At 71.4% G+C, this 17873-nt stretch carries 9 protein-coding genes; 1 reads left to right on the top strand and 8 read right to left on the bottom strand.

Features of this window, described 5'->3' with window-relative positions:
• Nucleotides 1-618: 618 nt before the first annotated feature.
• The 4 genes from ACFY8O_RS30055 to ACFY8O_RS30040 all read right to left on the bottom strand — a co-directional run bounded on the left by ACFY8O_RS30055 (nt 619) and on the right by ACFY8O_RS30040 (nt 7260).
• Nucleotides 619-1845 (bottom strand): beta-ketoacyl-[acyl-carrier-protein] synthase family protein, encoded by a 1227-nt coding sequence (locus ACFY8O_RS30055; RefSeq protein WP_387907892.1) that lies wholly within the window; start codon nt 1843-1845, stop codon nt 619-621.
• Nucleotides 1842-3713, bottom strand: a complete 1872-nt coding sequence (locus tag ACFY8O_RS30050; protein ID WP_387907889.1) for an acyl-CoA dehydrogenase family protein — start codon at nt 3711-3713, stop codon at nt 1842-1844. Before ACFY8O_RS30050 ends, ACFY8O_RS30055 begins: the two co-directional genes overlap by 4 nt.
• On the bottom strand, nt 3710-6946 hold the full coding sequence (locus tag ACFY8O_RS30045) for a thioester reductase domain-containing protein (RefSeq protein WP_387907887.1): 3237 nt from the start codon (nt 6944-6946) through the stop codon (nt 3710-3712). The genes ACFY8O_RS30050 and ACFY8O_RS30045 overlap by 4 nt, the downstream gene beginning before the upstream one ends.
• An 80-nt stretch (nt 6947-7026) precedes the next feature.
• Nucleotides 7027-7260: an acyl carrier protein gene (locus tag ACFY8O_RS30040; RefSeq protein ID WP_387907885.1), complete on the bottom strand. Its 234-nt coding sequence runs from the start codon at nt 7258-7260 to the stop codon at nt 7027-7029.
• 436 nt (nt 7261-7696) lie between these two features.
• On the opposite strand from ACFY8O_RS30040, the gene ACFY8O_RS30035 reads away from it, so the two are divergent.
• On the top strand, nt 7697-9004 hold the full coding sequence (locus ACFY8O_RS30035; protein ID WP_387907882.1) for a hypothetical protein: 1308 nt from the start codon (nt 7697-7699) through the stop codon (nt 9002-9004).
• A gap of 31 nt (nt 9005-9035) precedes the next feature.
• On the opposite strand, the gene ACFY8O_RS30030 is transcribed toward ACFY8O_RS30035, so the two are convergent.
• The 4 genes from ACFY8O_RS30030 to ACFY8O_RS30015 form a co-directional block, all read right to left on the bottom strand.
• Entirely contained in the window at nt 9036-10109 is a 1074-nt protein-coding gene (locus ACFY8O_RS30030; RefSeq protein WP_387907880.1) for a hypothetical protein, read from the bottom strand.
• A 397-nt stretch (nt 10110-10506) separates the two neighbouring features.
• Complete coding sequence (locus ACFY8O_RS30025) at nt 10507-10893, bottom strand: 4'-phosphopantetheinyl transferase family protein (RefSeq protein ID WP_387907877.1); 387 nt, start codon at nt 10891-10893, stop codon at nt 10507-10509.
• Nucleotides 10890-16382, bottom strand: coding sequence for an SDR family oxidoreductase (locus ACFY8O_RS30020; protein WP_387907875.1), 5493 nt, complete (start codon nt 16380-16382; stop codon nt 10890-10892). The genes ACFY8O_RS30025 and ACFY8O_RS30020 overlap by 4 nt, the downstream gene beginning before the upstream one ends.
• Nucleotides 16379-17728, bottom strand: coding sequence for an acyltransferase domain-containing protein (locus ACFY8O_RS30015; protein ID WP_387907873.1), 1350 nt, complete (start codon nt 17726-17728; stop codon nt 16379-16381). Before ACFY8O_RS30015 ends, ACFY8O_RS30020 begins: the two co-directional genes overlap by 4 nt.
• Nucleotides 17729-17873 lie beyond the last annotated feature (145 nt).

Below are 17873 nucleotides of genomic sequence, written 5' to 3'. Positions count from 1 at the left end.
GGACTGGTGACGGCACGTCTTGCCTCGGAGGGAGGAGTGGATACCGCCACGGTAGGCGCACCTGCGGCGCGATGCCCGTGCCGAACGCTCGCACCTGGTGTCGCGGGACTTGGGTGGGCAACGGCCTCCCCGGTTCGGAGGCCGCCGGCGTCCGAACCAGACCACACTCGGCCTGAAGCGCTGCTCGGCTCAGGTATTGCCGGTTCGGTGTCCGGTTCTGGCCGGCGGCGAGCTCCCGCGCGTAGTCGAGACCGTCGCGTGGCCCTTGGGGAAGGCGCAGCTGCCCGCCGAGAGCTCCGGGCCGGCCCAGCTTTTCGCCTGCCACCGCCGCAGGCACCCCTAGCAGATCGGAGGCGATGTGCCCCACCATGTCGCGGACGCACCAGCAACTGCAAGGAATCGGATCGTCCCATGAGGAAGCTGGGAGTTCCTCGACGGGTTCGGTGGTGGCCGGGACCAGATCGCGGATCACCACCAGGACGGCGAGGTGGTTCCCCGCTTCGTGGAAACAGCGGGATAACGTGTGCTCCTTCCCGCCCAGGGGCGTGTCGGGTGGTGACCGTACAAGGGTGTCGAGGGCTCGATCGAGTGGTGGAGCCGCCCGGAAGTCGGCGGGCGTCAGGGCCGTACGAGCACGATCGCGGCGTTGTGCCCCCCGAAGCCGAATGAGTGCGAGACGGCAGCCGGGATGGGACGGCGCAGTGCTCGCCCGTGCACCACGTTGACGCCGGACCCTGGATCGGCCACGCCGAAATTCGCGCTCGGAGGGACGATGCCGCGACTGATGCTGAGGGCTGTGACAGCTGCCTCGACTGCTCCCGCCGCGCCGAGCAGGTGTCCCAGTACCCCCTTGTTGGCGGTGACCGGGATTCCGTCGGGGAAGATCTCCGTGATCATCCGGGCTTCGACCGCGTCGCCGGTCGGTGTGCTGGAGGCGTGCGCGTTGACATGGGCGATGTCCTGCGGGCACAGGTCCGCGTCGCGGAGCGCTTCCTCGACTGCCCTGCGCATCCCGGCTCCGCCGGGATCCGGGTCGGTGGGGTGGTGGGCGTCGCTGGACGCTCCGAATCCCGCGAGGACGGCATAGGGGGAGCGGCCGCGTGCGAGCGCCTGCTCGCGCCGTTCCAGGATGAGAACACCAGCTCCTTCGCCGAGAACGAATCCATCTCTCTCCCGGTCGAATGGACGGGAAGCCGCACTGGGGTCATCGGCCCGTCGGGAGAGGGCGTGCAGGCGGTCGAAGGCGGTGGCCGTAACCGGCAGCACGGCCGCTTCGGCCGCGCCAGCGATCACGGTGTCGCAGCGGCCGGCCCGGAGCAGGTCGACGGACACCCCGAGGGCGGTGGCTCCTGCGGCGCACGCCGTCGAGACCGTTAGGGAGGGGCCGCCGATGCCGAGGTCGATGGTGATCTGCGCGGCTGCGATGTTGGAGATCGCCATCGGGACGGTGAGCGGCGAGACGTACCGTGCGCCCCGAGCCAGGCGCTCGAACTGCTGTCCCCAGGTGTCGAGTCCGCCGAATCCGTTGCCGAGCACGACGCCCACCCGGTTCGGGACCCACGCCTCTCGGTCCAGCGCGGCGTCGTCGACGGCCTGCCGGGCCGCGGCGACGGCCAGTTGCGAGAACCTGTCGAGCCGTCGTGCGCCGGGGCCGATGAGAGCAGCGGGTGCGAAGTCTGGGACCGTGCTGGCGAACGGGACGGGGAGGTCCGCCAGCACGTCCACGGGACCTGCGGTCGGTGTTCCCTCGCAAAGGGTTTCCCAGGTTTGTTCCGTGCCGATTCCGGCGGGCGTGATGAGGCCGATGCCGGTGACGGCGACATCGAACTGTTCCGACGGCCTCATGCCGCACCGCCCCGAGCGGCGGCGGGCGTACGAGGGGCCGGAGCCCCGGTAGAGGTGTCCTGGCCGCTCAACCCGGCCAGGAGGCGGCCGTAGTCGCCCCCGAAAGACGCGATCGGGGAGGAGGTGACTGTCGAGGGCAGGCCGAACGCCTCGACGAGCTCGTCGACCGATTCGACGAGCGTGTCGCAGAGGTCGGCCACGGCGTCCTGCAACCGGAGAAGTTCTCCGGGCTCTACCAGGCCGCTGCCCGCGAACCAGGCGGCGTCGCGCCTGACCTCGTCCAGCATGAAGATACCCGCGAGGCGGCGCAGCCGGTGCTCAACCGCGGGATCATCCGCCCCGGCTGCGGCATCGAGAAGCTGTTCCAGCGCCAGGCGGGCACCGGCCGCCTCGGTGAGTCCGAGCAGGTCGGGGCCGGCCGCGTTCCATAGGTCGAAGAACGCCCCGTCCCCTTCGGTCGGCCGGCCCAGCCGAGCCTGGACGCCACGACGGATCCCCTCTTCCCGCGCGGACATCAGCGGGAGCCAGCGGTCCTCGTTCAGGAGGCTTCCCCCCGGATCCGCGGCACTGGGCGTGGACGGTGGCGGTAGAAGGCCGGCGAGGACATCGTTCCCGGATCTGAGCAAAAGGACTTGGCTGTCTCCCTCCGCAGTGATGGCGCAGTGGGTGAAGACCAGGTAGTCGATGATTCGGTTGACGCTGAACATCCCCTGAGCCCCGACGCGCTGGCGGCACTCGGAGACGATGCGTTCGGCCCAGGTGGTGGCGACGCCCTTGAAGAGGTTGGCCATCGCGGCGGCGGTCGGGTCCTGTCCGCTCGCGTCGCGGTCGATCCGGTTGGCCCGTTGCAGCAGGAAGGTCATCGCGTAGGTGCGCGCCAGTGCGGTGACGAGGGGTTTTTGATGGGTTCGGTAGGACAGCAGTGGTGCTTCCCGGCCCTCTGCGGCGAAGGTGGTCCGGTGCATTCCGTGGCGGAGGGCGATCAGCAACGCGGCCTGCGAGCATGTGACGGCCGCGCCGCCCACCGCGAGCCGGGCGAAGCGGAGGCGGGTCGTGGTTCCCAGGTACCTGCGGTGGTTGTCGGCGGTCGACGAGCGGTAGCTCCCGTCGGGCAGCAGCGGGCTGGTGCCGTCGGTGAGCAGATGGGACAGCGGGACCGGAACCTGGTCGAAGAGGGTCAGTGCGTGGTCGGCATGGTTCACGGGCCTGTCGCCGAGTTCGTGCACGGTGATTCCCGGCAGGGTTCCTTCCTCGGTGCTGAGCGGGACAAGGAAGAGGTGGACGCCGTGGTCGTCGCCCTTCGAGACCAGCCGGGCAGCGACCACGGCGGTCTTCGGGATCCCGTGGAATGTGGTTGGCGGCATGTATTTCGCCGCCGAAGGGTCGGGGGTGGAAAGGAGGAACTCCCGGCGGACGGGGTGGTAGACGGCTTGGGTGCGCAGTGACTGGGAGTTGTTCCCGTAGCCGAGTTCGGTCATGAGGAACTCGCCTACCGTGTCCATGCGTTCGAGGGCTTCCACCGTGCGGCGCAGCGCCGGGTCGCCGGTGTCGCGTTCGAGGACGGCGCCCAGGCAGAGGCTGTAGTGGAGCGTGTACAGGACGAAGAGCGACGTGTCGGTCAGGGCTATCCAGGCATGGGTCCTCAGGAACAGCTCACGGTGGCCCAGTTGCCGGGAGGCGGGCCCGAGCTGTTCCTGCAGGGCGCGGAGCCGCCGGTAGGCGAGGGAACGGCGTCCAGCAGGCGGAAGGCGGTCGTCGTGGCGGAAGAGCGGCTGGGCGAAGAGCTCTGAGAGCGTGCGGTGCTCGGCCTCCCCGAGGTTTTCGCGCAGGAGCCGGGTGAGTTCGTTGAGTGGGGGCTGGTTCCTCACGGGGCACTCCCAACGGCTGTCTCGGGGTGGTCGACGGGCAAGCCCAAGGCGTCGGCGTAGCGGCCGAAGAGCGCGGGGCCGGGTGCCGGGAACGTGATGCCGGTGCCGTCGAGGGCCCGTCGGAATTGCCGGCAGTCGACGTTCTGCTCCTGCGAGGGCAGGACGTCGGAGGCCCGGCCGGAGACCCCTTGCCGTAGGTGTGGGATCAGGAGCGCCATCGGGTTGTCCGGGTCGGAGGAGACCTCCTCGACCCACTGCTCCCATGGCAGGGTTCCCACCGGGTGGCCGGTTTCGGAGAGCCAGCGCGCGATGTCGGTGATGTCGACCACTGGGGTGTCGGCGATGTGGAAGACCTTCCCGGTGGACCGTGGTTGGAGCATCAGTTCCACCACGGCGGCGGCGACGTGGTCGACCGGTGTGAACCGGTCCGCCCACTTGGTGTCCGGGAGGGCGCCGATCCGCAGGCCGCCTTCGAGGATCCGGTTCCAGAAGTCGCCGCGGGCCCAGGCCCCGGTGGAGCTGTGGCCGCTGACCCTGGCCAGCCGGTGAATCGTGACAGGCAGCCCGCGCTCCGCGGCGGTGTTGACAAGCTGCTCCGCCGCCCACTTGCTCAGCCAGTAGCCGCTGCTGCGCAACCGGACTTCCGGGCGGCCCGAGATCCTGGCCTCCAGTCCCTGGCGCGCCACCGGGTCGTCGGCCAGCAGCACTGCGAGGGTCGAGATGTGGTGGACACGCTTGAGCCGGGTGCGGGCGGCGAAGCGCAGCACGTGGTGGGTGCCGGTCACATTGGCGCCCCTGATGGTGCCGTAGGACTGGGCGGCGCTCACGGAGGCCGCGTTGTTCACCACGACATCGACGCTGCTTGCGAGTCGGGTGTACAGATCCTCCGGCAGGCTGAACCGGTGCTGGGCGAGGTCTCCGGCGTAGGCGTGCACGCGTCCCGCGTCGATGGGGGCGAGCCCGTACTCGGCTATTGCGGCGTCCACGCGGGCCTGCGCGGAGGCGTCATCCCGGGCCCGGACGACGCAGTGCACTCGGCTCCCGGTGCGGTGCAGCAACTCGTTTAGGAGGTGTGCGCCGACGAAACCGGTCACTCCGGTGAGGAGCACCTCTCCCGGCCTAGCGGCACTGGTCAGGAATGGGGCCTTGGGCGGTGCGACGGCCGGGTCGAGGGCGATATCGTCCAGGAGTTGGCCCTCGTCGTCGTCCCGGAGGGACGGCGGCCGACGGAGCCCCGGTTCGGACGCATCCCGGGTGCTCGCCGCGGCGGCCAGTGCGAGTCCCGCGACGGTCGGGGTCTCGAACGCCGTCGTCACGTCGATGGCGCAGCCGAGCACCTGGTTGACCTTGTTGATGAGACCAAGCATCGCGAGCGATCCTCCGCCGAGCCTGGGCAGTTCCTCGTCGGCGGTCGCGGGCTTGGTGCCGATGACCTGGAGGCAGAGGTCGGCGATGACGGCCTCCCGGTCGTCGTGCCACCTGGTGTGGTCCGGGGCGGTGACCGGCAGGGCGTCCGGGGACCAGTTCCGCAGGACGGTCAGCGACCGGTCGCGTAGAGCCTGCCGGCAGGCCCTGCGCCGGACCTTCCCGCTGGAGGTCTTCGGGACGGTGCCGGGTGGTACCAGGACCACTCGGTCCAGGCGGACCTCGTTCTCCTTCGCGACGGCGGAGAACAACCGCTCCCCGAGGGAGTCGAGGTCGTCGTTGGTGGCGCCGACGGCGACCTCGGCGACGGCCACGATCCTCGGCAGGGCGCCATCGGCCCGGTCGTCGAAGACCGCGCAGCCGCGCGGTCGGACCAGCGCGCTCGCCCGCGTGACACAGTGCTCGACGTCCTGCGGATGGATGTTGTGCCCGGCGACGACGATCAGGTCTTTGATCCGGCCGGTGACGTGGAGTTCGCCGTCGACGAGCGCCCCCAGGTCTCCGGTCCGCAGCAGGGTTCCGTCGGGAGTGTGGGTGAAAGTGGCGTCAGAGGCCGGTGCCTTCCAATAGCCGTCCGCCACCGAAGGCCCCAGCACGCAGATCTCGCCGACGCGGCCGGGCGGTAACTCTTCGAGGCCGCCGGGTGTCAGGACGCGGATGATGGTGCCCTGGGTGGGCCTGCCGCAGGATGCCACCTCCGTGACGCTCCCGGAGCCGCCCTTCGCGGAGGCCAGGACTCCGGCGGCGAGGTCCTTCCGCCGGACGGTGAGGCTCCTGGCGCCCGTCCCGTTCGGACCGCCGCTGACGATGAGGGTGGCCTCCGCGAGGCCGTACGCTGGCATCAGCGCGGAAGGGCGGAACCCGTACCGGGCCAGTCCGGTCGCGACCGAGCGCATGGTGGCGGGCCGGACCGGCTCCGCCCCGCAGAACGCGGTGCTCCATGAGGACAGGTCGGTGCCCGCCAGGCGCTCGTCGCCCGCGTGGGTCAGCAGGTGTTCGTAGCCGAAGTTCGGGGCGCCGGAGATAGTCCCCCGGTGCGCGTGGATGGTGCGGAGCCACCGGTGCGGCGCGCGGATGAAGTCGTACTGGGGCATCAGGACCGCCCCGGCACCGGTGTACGGGGCCAGCAGGACACCAGTCAGGAGGCCCATGTCGTGGAAGGGCGGGAGCCAGGAGACGATCACCGACTCCGGCCCGCAGCGCAGGGTCCGGGCCAGCATGTCCAGGTTGGCAGCCAAGTTGCGGTGCGTCAGGACGACGCCCCGAGGCGAGCTCGTGGACCCGGAGGTGTACTGAAGAACGGCCCGAGCGGCCGCGTCCGGCTGCGGCAGCGCCACCTGGCTGCCGGTCGGATCGGTGGTGGCCCCGGCGTCGACGGTGACGGCCAGCGCTTTCGGTCGCGGCACCCGCCCGCGCGCGGCGATCCGGTCCAGCCGGTCGGCGTGCTGTCGGCCGGCCACGAGAAGCCGGGGGGCGCAGTCGGCGACGACCCCCTCCAGCCGGGCGGCCGACCCATTGTCGTCACCCGGCCCCACCGGAGGGACGGGGACCGCAACGACTCCGGCCAGCAAGCAGCCGAGGAAGGCGGTCACGAATTCCGGGCTCGCGTCCGCCAACAAGACGGCGCGCTCCCCGGGAGCAGCCACGGCGGAGATGCGGCTGGCCTGCGCGAGGGAGGCGTTCAGCAGCTGACTGTAGTCGAGGTGGCCGGTCTCCAGACCGTCACGGGTGAAGGCGAACGCCTGCTTCCGGGGATTCCGCGCGGCGATTCCCCGGAGGGCTTCGACCGGGGTTGCGGGGAGTGTCACCACTTGTCTCCTGGAAACTGTCGGAGGAACGATTACTGGGTGGGGGCGCCGACCTCGGTGGATGGTCCCCGGCTCGTTGCTCAGGAGCTGAGGTGTGCGCCCTTGGCGGTCAGCACGTCCGCCAGGCGGTCCACCGTCGTGTCGGCGGAGACGGCGTCCTCCTCGACCGCGACTCCCAGGCGGTCCTGGATCTCGGCCCCGAACTCGGCGCGGGTCAGCGAGTCGAGTCCGAGCTCCGCGAGCGAGAGCCCGGTGTCCACGGGGGCAGGGACCTGGTAGGGGCCGGTCAGCAGCTCCGTCAGATAGGCGCGCATGAGGTACTCCCAGAGGGAACGGTGCGGGAACGAGAAGGGCAGAAGCGGATCTCGTAGACCAACAGTGGCCCGGCCGGATACGGACGCTCAAGCCAGGCGACTTGGCCAGGACCAGACGGAGGATCGTCGCGGCCGTATCCAAATGAAGCCAACTCCTAAGTGCTGCAGGCAGGTTGACCCGGCGAAACGATTCGGCGATCCTGGTCGGTATTGATTGACGCCCGGGGATTCTTATCGGCGCGTGAGCTGGAGTGGACCCTCGTGCGGACTTCCTCACGACTCCTGCGAACACCGTTGGAGCGCGGGCGTGAACGGTCCGTCCTGCGTCACGAGCGCGGGCGTAGCGACCACTCGAGCCCCGGCGACTGTGAGAGTGGGCGCCCATCGGACCTCCGTGGAGGTCGGACATTGGGCAGGGGAGGCTGAGCATCACCCCATGAAGCAAACGCCGACGATCAACAGTAGGCTCCGGATGCTGCTGGCTCAGACTTCGTGCAGTGGCTCCGAACTCGCCCGCGCCGTCAACGACCTGGGGGCCGAGGTCGGCCTCGATCTGAACTACCAGCGGGCTTCGGTGAGCCAGTGGGCGAATGGCACCGTGCCCAGGGACCCGGTTCCTGCCCTCGTCGCCGAGGCGTTCTCGCGACGTCTGGGCCGTGCCCTCACTCCCGCCGACGTGGGCTTTCCGCCACGGCGCCGGCCGGAGGCGGGCGAGTACCCACGGCCACCGGCACAGGGCAGCGTCTATCGTCTCGCCGACCTCGATGAGCTTCTGGAGGAGGGGCTCCACCAAGCCGCTTGGCTCCCGCGAAGGAAGTCGGCCCGGATCGGCTCGGAGCACGTCAAGTGCATCGCCCTGATGACGGAGGAGTTCTCCCGTGCGGACCACCGGGGCGAATCCTCGTCGTCGTTGAAGGCCCTGACCTCCTTCTACCGGTCGGCCGTCTGCGTATGGCTGTCGGCGCCGGCCAGCGCCGCGCTCCGCGCCGCGCTGATCGCGGAGGCCGCCAATTTGGCATACATCGCCGGTTACCTCCAGGTCGACCAGCGGCGGCACGGAGCGGCGCAGCAGTGGTACCGCCAGGCCGCGCAGCTCGCGCAGGCGTGCGGGGAATCGCGGACGTTGGTGGTGACGCTCAGGGCGATGAGCGTGCAGGCCCTGGACCTCGGCCACGTGGACTACGCGGTCCGCCTCGCGGAACGGGCGGTCGGTCAGTCCAAAGGGTGCGACCCGGCGACTTCGGCGTTCCTCCTGGGGCAGCTGTCGCAGGCGCTGGCCACCGTGGGACGCCGGCAGGAGGCGTTGGCCGCGCTCCGGGACGCCGAGTCGCAGGTGCGGTCGGCTCCGGCCGCACCCACCGCCATCGGCTTCTACCACCCTGCGGGATTCGTCCACCAGCGTGCACGGACCCGCCTGCAGTTAGGCGACACCAAGGGGGCAATCGCCGACCTGCAACTGTCCTCGAAACTGCGGTCGGAGGCGGAGCGCCGCACCCGGGGCTTGGTGCTGGCCGAGCTTGGAGAACTGCTGATGGAGCAGGGGGTGTTCGACGCGGCCTGTGAGTCGTGGGGGAAGTTCGTCCAGGTCCGCGCTGGTACGCAGTCCCAGCGGCTGGCCCACGCCGGGGAGAGCATGGTCAGGGCGCTGCTTCCGTACCGCAACCGCCGCTGGGCGGCACGGGTCCTCGAATTGCACCGCGAGGCCAAACTGCGCGCTGCCGCGTCGCCCGCGCAGCCCCGCTGACGGAGGGACGGTAGTGGGGCATCGGAGTCGGTCACACCGTACGGCGTTTCGAGGCTCCGGCCGTAAGGTGGAGGTGCGTCTCGGTGACCACCCGGTGGTTGACCACGGCGAGCGGTCCCAGCCCCGCCAGCACCTCCTGTACCTCGGCCAGTGAGAGGGTGCCGGGAGAAAACGGTTCGGCGTTGACCACCGTGACGGTCGAAACCTGGCGTAGCCGCTCGGCGTCCAGGTCCCTCCAGCTGCGCAGGTCGACCACCGGGCGGCCGACTTTTACCTGCGGGGCGGTCCCAGCCCCTAGCTTCAGGACGAGGTCGCTCGCCGCTACGGCTCCAGCCGTGGCGGCGCGGTTGTCGTCCGTCCGGTAGCACCACTGGTCGGGATGCATGCCGCGGAGGCGGGGAAGACGCGCGCGCAGGACGGCGAGGATCTCGGAGGCGGTGCGCACCGATGTGCAGGGCGCTAGCACGAAGGCCGCAGCACCGCTCGGAGGGAGTGCCATCCGCCATGCCGTCTCCACGTCGGGCACCCGCGTCCACAAGAGGGTGGTGCCGGGCCATCCGAGGCCGACCGGTGCTGACGGATCAGGGGGGCCGACGAGCAGGACGGTGTCGCCGTCCGAGGCGAAGGCCCTCCCGGCGGAGTCGATCCAGCGCAGTTTCGGGCACGCGTGCTGCCCACTGCGGGCAGGCCGCGGAATTAGGCCCGGCGACACCCCCTTCTCCTCCTCGCAGCTGGGGAGGACTGCCGGGACGAACAGCCGGCGGGTGCGCACGGCGGCGGTCCAGTCGTGGACCGCCCGCCGGGCCTGTCCGATCCAGCGCGGCGGAGCGGCGACGGCAAAACCCAGGACTTCACCGCCCGGCAACGCGAAGGTGGTGGCGATCAGTGTCGCCGGCTCTTTCGGCAGCGCCCCGCCGATGTCCCCACGGTCGGCCGTCCCCAGCTCGGACGGAACGCCTGTTCTCTCCAGATGCGCCTGAAGCAACGGTGCGGCCGGACAGACGACCTGGCCCCTGTCCGGATGCCAGAAGTCGGACAGCACCGTCGCCTCGTTCAGGACGAGCCCTGTCGGGAGCTCGCAGGTCGTCTTCGAGCGCGCAACCATGGTCGTTTGTCTCCTTCGCCGAGTCGAGGTCCTCACGGGACTCGGAGACCATTCGTCGTGGGAGCCCCGATCGGTTGGTCAGGCCGGAGCGGAGTGGAAGTTTTCGGTCACCCGGCCGTCGTCCTGCGGATCGTCGGCGATCGTGTGAGACCGATTTCGCTCCGGAACGAGTGATATTCAATGCTTGTTCCGATCCTCCTTACGACCGGAACGTTTGCCTGGCGCTCCGGCCGCGTCGGCCCGCGATCGAGGAGGTAACCCTTTACCTGGCACCGGAAGGCTCCGCTGCTGGTGGGAGGAGGGCGACAGCGAGCGGGGCACGTTTGTGCGGCACTTCGGTGAACGTCCCCCGAGGTTGCCTGAGGTTGGCCGGATCGTCCCACTGCAGAGAGACGGGCTAGGGGTGTTCCAAGGCGATGCCGATCGGCGCGGCGGGAGGACCGAGCGCCACCAACGCCCAGCCATTGCTGTGCGTCACTGAGATGGCCACCGGATCGGCGGGCGGGACGAGCCGCGGCGGACCGTAGTGGCGACCGCACCGCCTACAGATGCTGTCGAGGGGGACGTCCCGCGGGCTGCCGCCCGCGCGGTCCGAGAGGAGCCGACGCAGGAATGCACGCGTCGCCGCGAACTCGTGGGCCTTCCACCGGTCCCGGTACCTGGCGAACCGCAGCCGTTCAGCTTCGTCGAGCACGGTGAGCGCCTGCTCCACGTCTGCGGCCCACACGTTAAGCGGATACACCTCGACGACGTCGGCAACCTGCGGTAATGGTGGCCTGGTCACGTGGTCCCCTCCGGTCCACCGACGTTTGCAATCGTTCCGAGGGCGACTCCTTCCAGACCCTCGGCGGTCAGCAGGACGCCGCCCTCCGCCGAGGCCTCGAAGCGTCCTTCACGCAGATCGCCGACGAGGTGGATGCCCTCGGGGTGCGCTGCCGCCAGGTCGAGGTCGTTGCCCGGCGCGTACACGTCCACTCGGGCCAGCCGACGGGGCACGAACACCTCCTGCCGCCCGTCGGCTCCGACCCGCAGGGCGGCAGTGCGCAGCGTCGCGCACAGCAGGAGCGCGGGGACCGCGAGTCCGCCGAGCTCCCGCACCTCGGCGTCCGGGGGCAGCCTCCACACCGAGGTCGCGCGCTGCTCCGCGTACCCGCACCCGGACGTGTTCGCGAAGGGCCCCCGCAGGAGCACAGGGCTCTCCGGGCGGTGGTAGGGATCGCTCACCGCCCGCCGGGCCACCGGCCCGGGTGGCGGACAGCGGGACGGAGGAGTGCGCGGCTCCGGCAGCAGGTGCACCAGTACCTCGGCGTGCCGCACTCTCTCGCCGTCCACGCGGTTCTGCCGGAACGGCCTCGGCACCGAGGTGAGCACGACGCGGACGCACACAGCTCCCGGGGCGAAGGTCCCGTCGAGGTCCCGGGCGAGTTCCGCCGCGATGTCCAGGGTCAGCGTCCCGTGCTTCGTGTACGGGACGGCGAAACGGCTGAAGTCGGCCGCGCTGAAACCCGCGAGGAATTGGCCGGGCAGCAGTTCGTGCGCCGCCTGGGCGGCGGCGTCGAGCAGGAAGGTGCCCGGTATGGTCGGGCGCCCGTTCACCAGATGGTGCTGGAAGATGGCGTCGGCCGAGAGGGTGAACGGGCACTCCCAACGCGCACGGTCACGGTGCCGTTCGACGCGCTGCCGGAGGTAGGGGCTGGCCGCGGCCAGCGCGCGGTGTCCGTCGAACGCGCGGTGCTCCGCCCGGCCCAGGTAGACGCCCCCCGGCTCGGCGCGGGTGCCGTGTACGAGCTCTGCCAGGAACTGCTCCCGGCCCTCCCGCTCGTCAATCGCGGTCAGCTCGCTCCGGTCGCGGAGGTAGTCCTTGACGAGGGGTTCGCTGCCGAGTCCGGCGTCCTGCCAGAGCGTGAAGCTCAGGGTACCGCTGTCGCGGAGGCGTGAGGAGTGGGCCCGGAGGAAGGCGTTCGCGGCGGTGTAGTCCGTATCTCCTGCCGTTCCCAGGACCCCTGACAGGGAGCCGATGTTGAGCCACCGGGTGGGTGCCGGGTCGTCGAACGCAGCGGCCAGGTTGAGCAGCCCGAGGGTCTTCACGTCGCGGATCCGGGAGAAGTCGGCGAACCGTTTGCGTTCCAGGAGGGTGGGACGGCTCCGACCGGCGCCGTGGACGAGGAGGTCGATCCGCGGCGTGACCGCGTAGACCGCCCGGGCAGCTGCCGCGACCTGTTCCGGATCGGTGAGGTCGCACACCAGGTAGTGCACGTTCCCTTCCCCGAACTCCCCGCGTAGGGAGGTCAGCGCGCGCTGGGCCCGTGCGCCCGCCAGAAGCCGGTCGGCCGCGGCGAGCGCTTCCCGGACCGGTCTTCCCGCCGCGGCCGCGGCGCGGACCAGCCGTCGGCGCGCCTCGGCCGTTGGCAGCGCGTCCCACCCGTTCGGCAGCTCTTCCGGCGTGCTGCTGCCCAAAACCCACAGTGTCGGACGGGACCGCTCGGCCAGGGCCCGAAGCATGCTGCCCACGATTCCCCCCGTGCCGCCGGCGACGACGGCACTGCCGGTGGACGGCGGAAGACACTCCCCGGCGCCGGCGGGCGGCAGCGGCACCGGATACAGCACCTCCTGGTGGTCGACGCCGTCCAGCCGCAGCAGCAGCGGTGTGTGCTTGGCCGCTAGCGCACGCTCCATCCGGATCCAGGAACTCCGGTCGAGGGCCCCGTCGCAGGCGACGGCCGCGACGGGCAACCGTGGACGTTCCCGGGCGAGGGCGAGAAGGAAACCGCTGTGCAGCGCCGCGCCGGGCCGGAGGCCGAACCGGTCCGCGGCGTTCCCCAGCAGCATGCCCAGGCTGCCCGGATCCCGGCCGGCGGTGCGGTGGAGCGTGCGGGCCGTGACGAACAGCAGGTCGTGCATGGTGTGCTGACCGCGGTCGTCGCTGCCGGTCACCACCAGCCGCAGGTGCGGGGGACGGTCGGCGAGGAGCGCTGACAGGGCCTCACGCCCTTTCCGCTCCAGTAGCGGTCCGGCCCGGTGAACGCCCGGAGCGGGCCGGTCCGCCGTCGTCAGTACGAGGGCCCCGGCCGGCTTGTTCCCCGGGCTGAGGAACGACAGCGGATCCGGGTGGTCGCTGATCACCACGCTGCGGGGAGGCGGGGCCGCTGTGTCGGGCCCGGCCGTGTCGGGCCGTGGGAGCAGTCTGCCGAGATGACGCACGGTCCGGCGTTCCACCGCCCCGCACTCCACTGCCCGGGGCACGGTTCCCGTCCGGCCGGGGTCTGTTGCTTCGTTCCGTGCCCGCACCGCGTGTTCGGCCGCGGCGACCAGGGCCAGGGCCGGGCCGGTGACCAACCGTTCCGGGTGGTCGTGCTGCTCTTCTGCGGCACGGGTCAGTTCATCGAGGCCGCCGAGCGTCCGCCACCCCCGTTCCGCCGCCGTGCCCCGACGAGCCAGGGCGACCAGCACCGCCCCCTCACCGTCCCCTGGCCTGGCTGCTCGTTCCGGGCCGTCCCAGGCGAGCACCAGGGCCAGGTCGAGAGTGCCGCGCCGCAGGGCTGACGCGGCCACGTCGACCCCTGCGGCGAAGCCCCGCCGCCCGCTGTCGACCACGAGCGCCGAGCCCTTGAGGCCGAAGCGACGGGCGAGCCGCGACGCCGTCACGTTGGGCATGACGCCCGGCTGAGTGTCCTCCGTGCAGGGCGGCACCGCTTGGGTGGCCGCCGCCAGTGCCTCGGTCAGACGTGCGGGGGACGGCAGACCGGACAGGACCGGCCGGTAGCAGCGCAGCGTCGTCGCCGCGAGGAAGGTGGACATCCCCGTGGTCACACCCACGACGCCGGTGCTCCGTTCCAGTCCGGTCCAGATCGGGCCGTGTTCCCGGGCGAAGGCGGCGGCGGTTTCCAGGGCCAGCACCTGGGCCGGGTCGATCGCCGACGCCGTGCGGGGAGCCAGCAGGGTGTCGTGGGGTCGCGGCGCCGGGTACGGCACAGGGAAGGCGGGTTCGGGCGCGGGGCCCGTGCCGGTGAGCCAGGCCCGTACGGCGTCGGGGCCGGGCCGGCCCGGCAGCACGGCGCTCCACGCCACCACGTCGATCTCGCCCCCGGGTCCGGACGCCGCTCCGGGCACGGGATCGGCGTCCGTCGGGGGGTCGCTCACCAGCAGGTGCGCATTGGTCCCCCCGAACCCGAAGGCCGACACGGCTACGGTCCGTCGGCGTTCCAACCGCGGGAAAGGCACGTGCCGCTCCGGCACGACCAGGGGCGGCACCTGGCGGGCCCGACCGTGCAGGAGCTGGGCGGGGATCAGTTCGTGCTGCAGGCCCAGGACCGCCTGGATCAACGAGGCGGTCCCCGCTGCCCAACCCATGTGGCCGATCTGGGCCTTGGCGGAGCTGCACCACGTCGTCCGGCCCGGTGCCGCCAGCCCTGCCAGCGCCTCCAGTTCGGCCGCGTCGCCCGCCCGGGTGCCGGTCGCGTGGGCGACGACCCAGTCAATTCGGTCGGCCGGCGTGTTCCGTGCGGCGCGCGCACGTTCGACAGCGAGCCGCTGACCCTCCGGGTTCGGAGCCGCGATCGACTTGCCCCGGCCGTCCGCGGACGCCCCGAATCCCGTCAGGACCGCGAGGATCCGGTCCCCGTCCGCGCGTGCGCGTCCGTACAGCTTCAACGCGACGACGGCCGCGCCGTCGCTGAACAGGGTGCCGTCCGCGTCCTCGCCCAGGCTGCCCACCCGCCCGGTCGGCGAGAGCCCCCCGAGTTTGGCGAACATCACCGAAGCGGTCGGATCGAGCTGCTCCACCCCGCCGCAGAGCGCGACGGCGCACCGACCGTCGACCAGCGCCGCGGCCCCCAGCTCCACCGCGTTCAACGAGGACGCGCACGCCGCGTCGACGACCAGGACGTCCTCAGCCCGCACGCCCAGCGGAGTCAGCGCCTCGACGACGCGGGCGTGAGGGCCGCGGCACCCCGCGTCCACGTCCGCCCTGGGCAGCAGGTCGGCCAGTCGCCTCCCCACCTCCTCCCGGTGCGACGCGTCGGTCAGATCGAGGACGGCCCGTGCGACGGCGCTCTCCGCCGCGTCCTGGCTCCCGCCCGGCCACGCACCGATCCACGCCGACACGCCGTCGCGAGGCAGTGGACCCAGTGCCTCGGTGGCAGCCCGCCGCAGCCAGTGACCGTCCTGTCCCGTGACTGCGGACGAAGCGGACCGGCAGTATCCCGCCACCCTGCTGTAGGTGCGGTCCTCCGCCAGGGGGTCGGGGTCCCAGAACTTCGCCAGGTCGAAACGGTCACCCGGCTCGACGAACCTGGGCACGGCCGAGGTCAGAACGTCCCAGTACCCGCTCGTGTCATCGGCTCCGGGCACCACGATCCCCATGCCGACGACAGCCACCAGCGACTCGTCCACCGCCGGCCGGGCCTCGGTGGGGACGCGGTGGGCACTCTCGGCCGGTTCAACCGCCGACACCGGGACAGGACCGGGCGCCGGAGGCGGTCCGCACGCGTGCGCGGACCGCGGAGACAGGGCTTGGTGCCCCAGCCCCAGCCCTCCGTCGGCCATCAGCGTCTGGCCCGTGAAGAACGCCGATTCGTCCGAGGCGAGGAAGAGCACCAACCGGGCCAGATCCTCCTCCGAGCCCAGCCTCCCCAGCGGAGTGGATAGCCGCACCTGCTCCGCCAGTGCCTCGGCGTCGGGGAACGCCTTGGCCACCCCGTTGTCCAGCAGCCCTGCGGAGGCCGCGTTCACCCGGATCCCGAGGGGGGCGTAGTCGACCGCAAGGTAGCGGGTGAGGGCCTCGACAGCCGCCTTGCTGACGCCCAGCGCGGTGTAGCTCGCCAGTACGCGGGTGGCTCCGATGGACGAGAGGTTCACGATTGCTGCTCCGGTGCGGTGCGCCATCAGCGGTGCGGCGGCCCGGCACATCCACCGGGTGCCGTGCAGGCTGACCCGGAGGCACTTGTCCCACTCGCCGTCCGACAGCTCCTCCGTCGGAGCGAGCGTGCCGCGCGCGGCGTTGTTCACCAGCACGTCGAGACCGCCGTACTCGGCGGCGATCCGCTCGAACATTCCGCGTACGGATCCGGGGTCCGCCACGCTGGCCCGCACCGCCACCGCGCTGCCGCCCGCCCGCTTGATCGCCTCGACGGTCGCGGCAGCCTGCTCGGGCGAGTGGAAGTAGTTGACGATCACGTGGGCCCCGGCCGCTGCCAGCAGCAGGGCCGTCACAGCCCCGACACCGTGACCGCCGCCGGTCACCAGAGCGGTGCGGCCGCGCAGGTCGGCGCTCATGCCCGCGAGTCCCGCGCGGGCGCCAGGGTGGTGAGCAGCTCAGCCAGGGACTCCAGCGTGGTGTGGGCTGTGACGCGCACGTCGGCGCTCGGTTCGGCCAGGCCGAAGGCCGTCCTGACCGAGGAGAAGACCTCCAGCTGTTTGATCGAGTCAACGCCCAGGTCGGCCTCGATGTCGATGCCGTCCTCCAACAACTCGGGCGGGAAGCCCAGCCGGTCGACGTACGCCGTGCGCAAGGCCGCCACGTAGTGCTCCGCGGTCCGTTCGGACGCGGGCAGCAGAGGGTCCTCCGCCGCCCGTACCAGGGTGGTCGCCTCCGGAACGGTCGTCTCCGGGGGCGCAGCGGGCGCCCGCTCCGCCTCGGTCCCGGCTTCCGGGAGGTCCCGCGTCGGCTCCGGCAGCCCGCCCGTTCCGGCGGGTACGGAGAGCAGCTCGTGCCAGTCGCGGCCGGGAACCGCCCAAGGAGCGACGGCGACCGCACCGCGGGGCAGGCCGGCCCTTACCAGACCCGTCAGGACGTTCCTCGCACCGCACTCCACGAATCGGCGCACGCCCCGTTGGTAGGCGTGGAGCAGCGCCTCCCGGAAGTGCACCTGATCCGTCAGATGCCGCAGGACGATCTCGCGCACGTCGTTGGGGCTGTCGACCGCGCGTCCCAGCAGCGCCGAATAGCATGGTGCGAGCGGTCTGCGGACGGGTGCTTCGAGAGCGGACCGCTCCAGTCTCCGGGCGGTCGCGGCCAGCAGGTGGCCGTTGTGGAAGGGCAGCCGAACCGCCAGGCGCGTTGATCGTAGGTGCGTCGCGGTCGCGATGCGGGCGGCGCGTTCGAGAGCTTCGTGCGGGCCGGACAGGACTGTCTGGTCGGGGCCGTTGTCCACGGCCAAGGACACCGAGGGGTCGTCGAGGAGACCTATCAGGTGGCGTGCCCTGGCCTCGGTGGCGTTGAGCGCCAGCATCCCGCCCTCGGGCGCGAACTCCTGGAGGATAGTTATCCGTTCGCAGATCATCCGCACGGCGTCCTCGATCTCGACCGCGCCGGCGCACGCGAATGCCGCCCACTCACCGAAGCTGTGGCCGATCAGCAGGTCGGGGGAGAAGCCTCTGTCGGTGAGGGCGGTGTACGCGGTCACGGAGGTCGCGAAGATCAAAAGGTCGCTCGGGGGCGGTTCCGCACGCCCGGCGTCCCGCGTGCACAGAAAGGGACGCAGCGGGCCGTACCCGAACTCACGGCCCACTTCTTCGACGCGGTCGAGGACAGCATCCGCCGCAGCCGACTCGGCGACGACGGCACCCAACACACCTCGCTCGTAGGCGCCTTGGCCCGGGAAGAGCAGGGCTGTCCGCATGGGCTTCTCCGTGTTCTCGCCGACCTGTAGGAGTCGACGTGTCAGGGGCAGTGTTCGGCGCCCGCTAGGGCGGGATCATCCGCACGCCCGGCCGGGATGCTCCCGGAGCCGGGCGGGTGCCCTCACTGCGTGCCAATCTGACGCG

Source organism: Streptomyces argenteolus (assembly GCF_042902585.1).
In the GTDB taxonomy this organism is placed as follows: domain Bacteria; phylum Actinomycetota; class Actinomycetes; order Streptomycetales; family Streptomycetaceae; genus Streptomyces; species Streptomyces argenteolus.
This window is presented reverse-complemented; position numbering and strand designations above follow the sequence as displayed.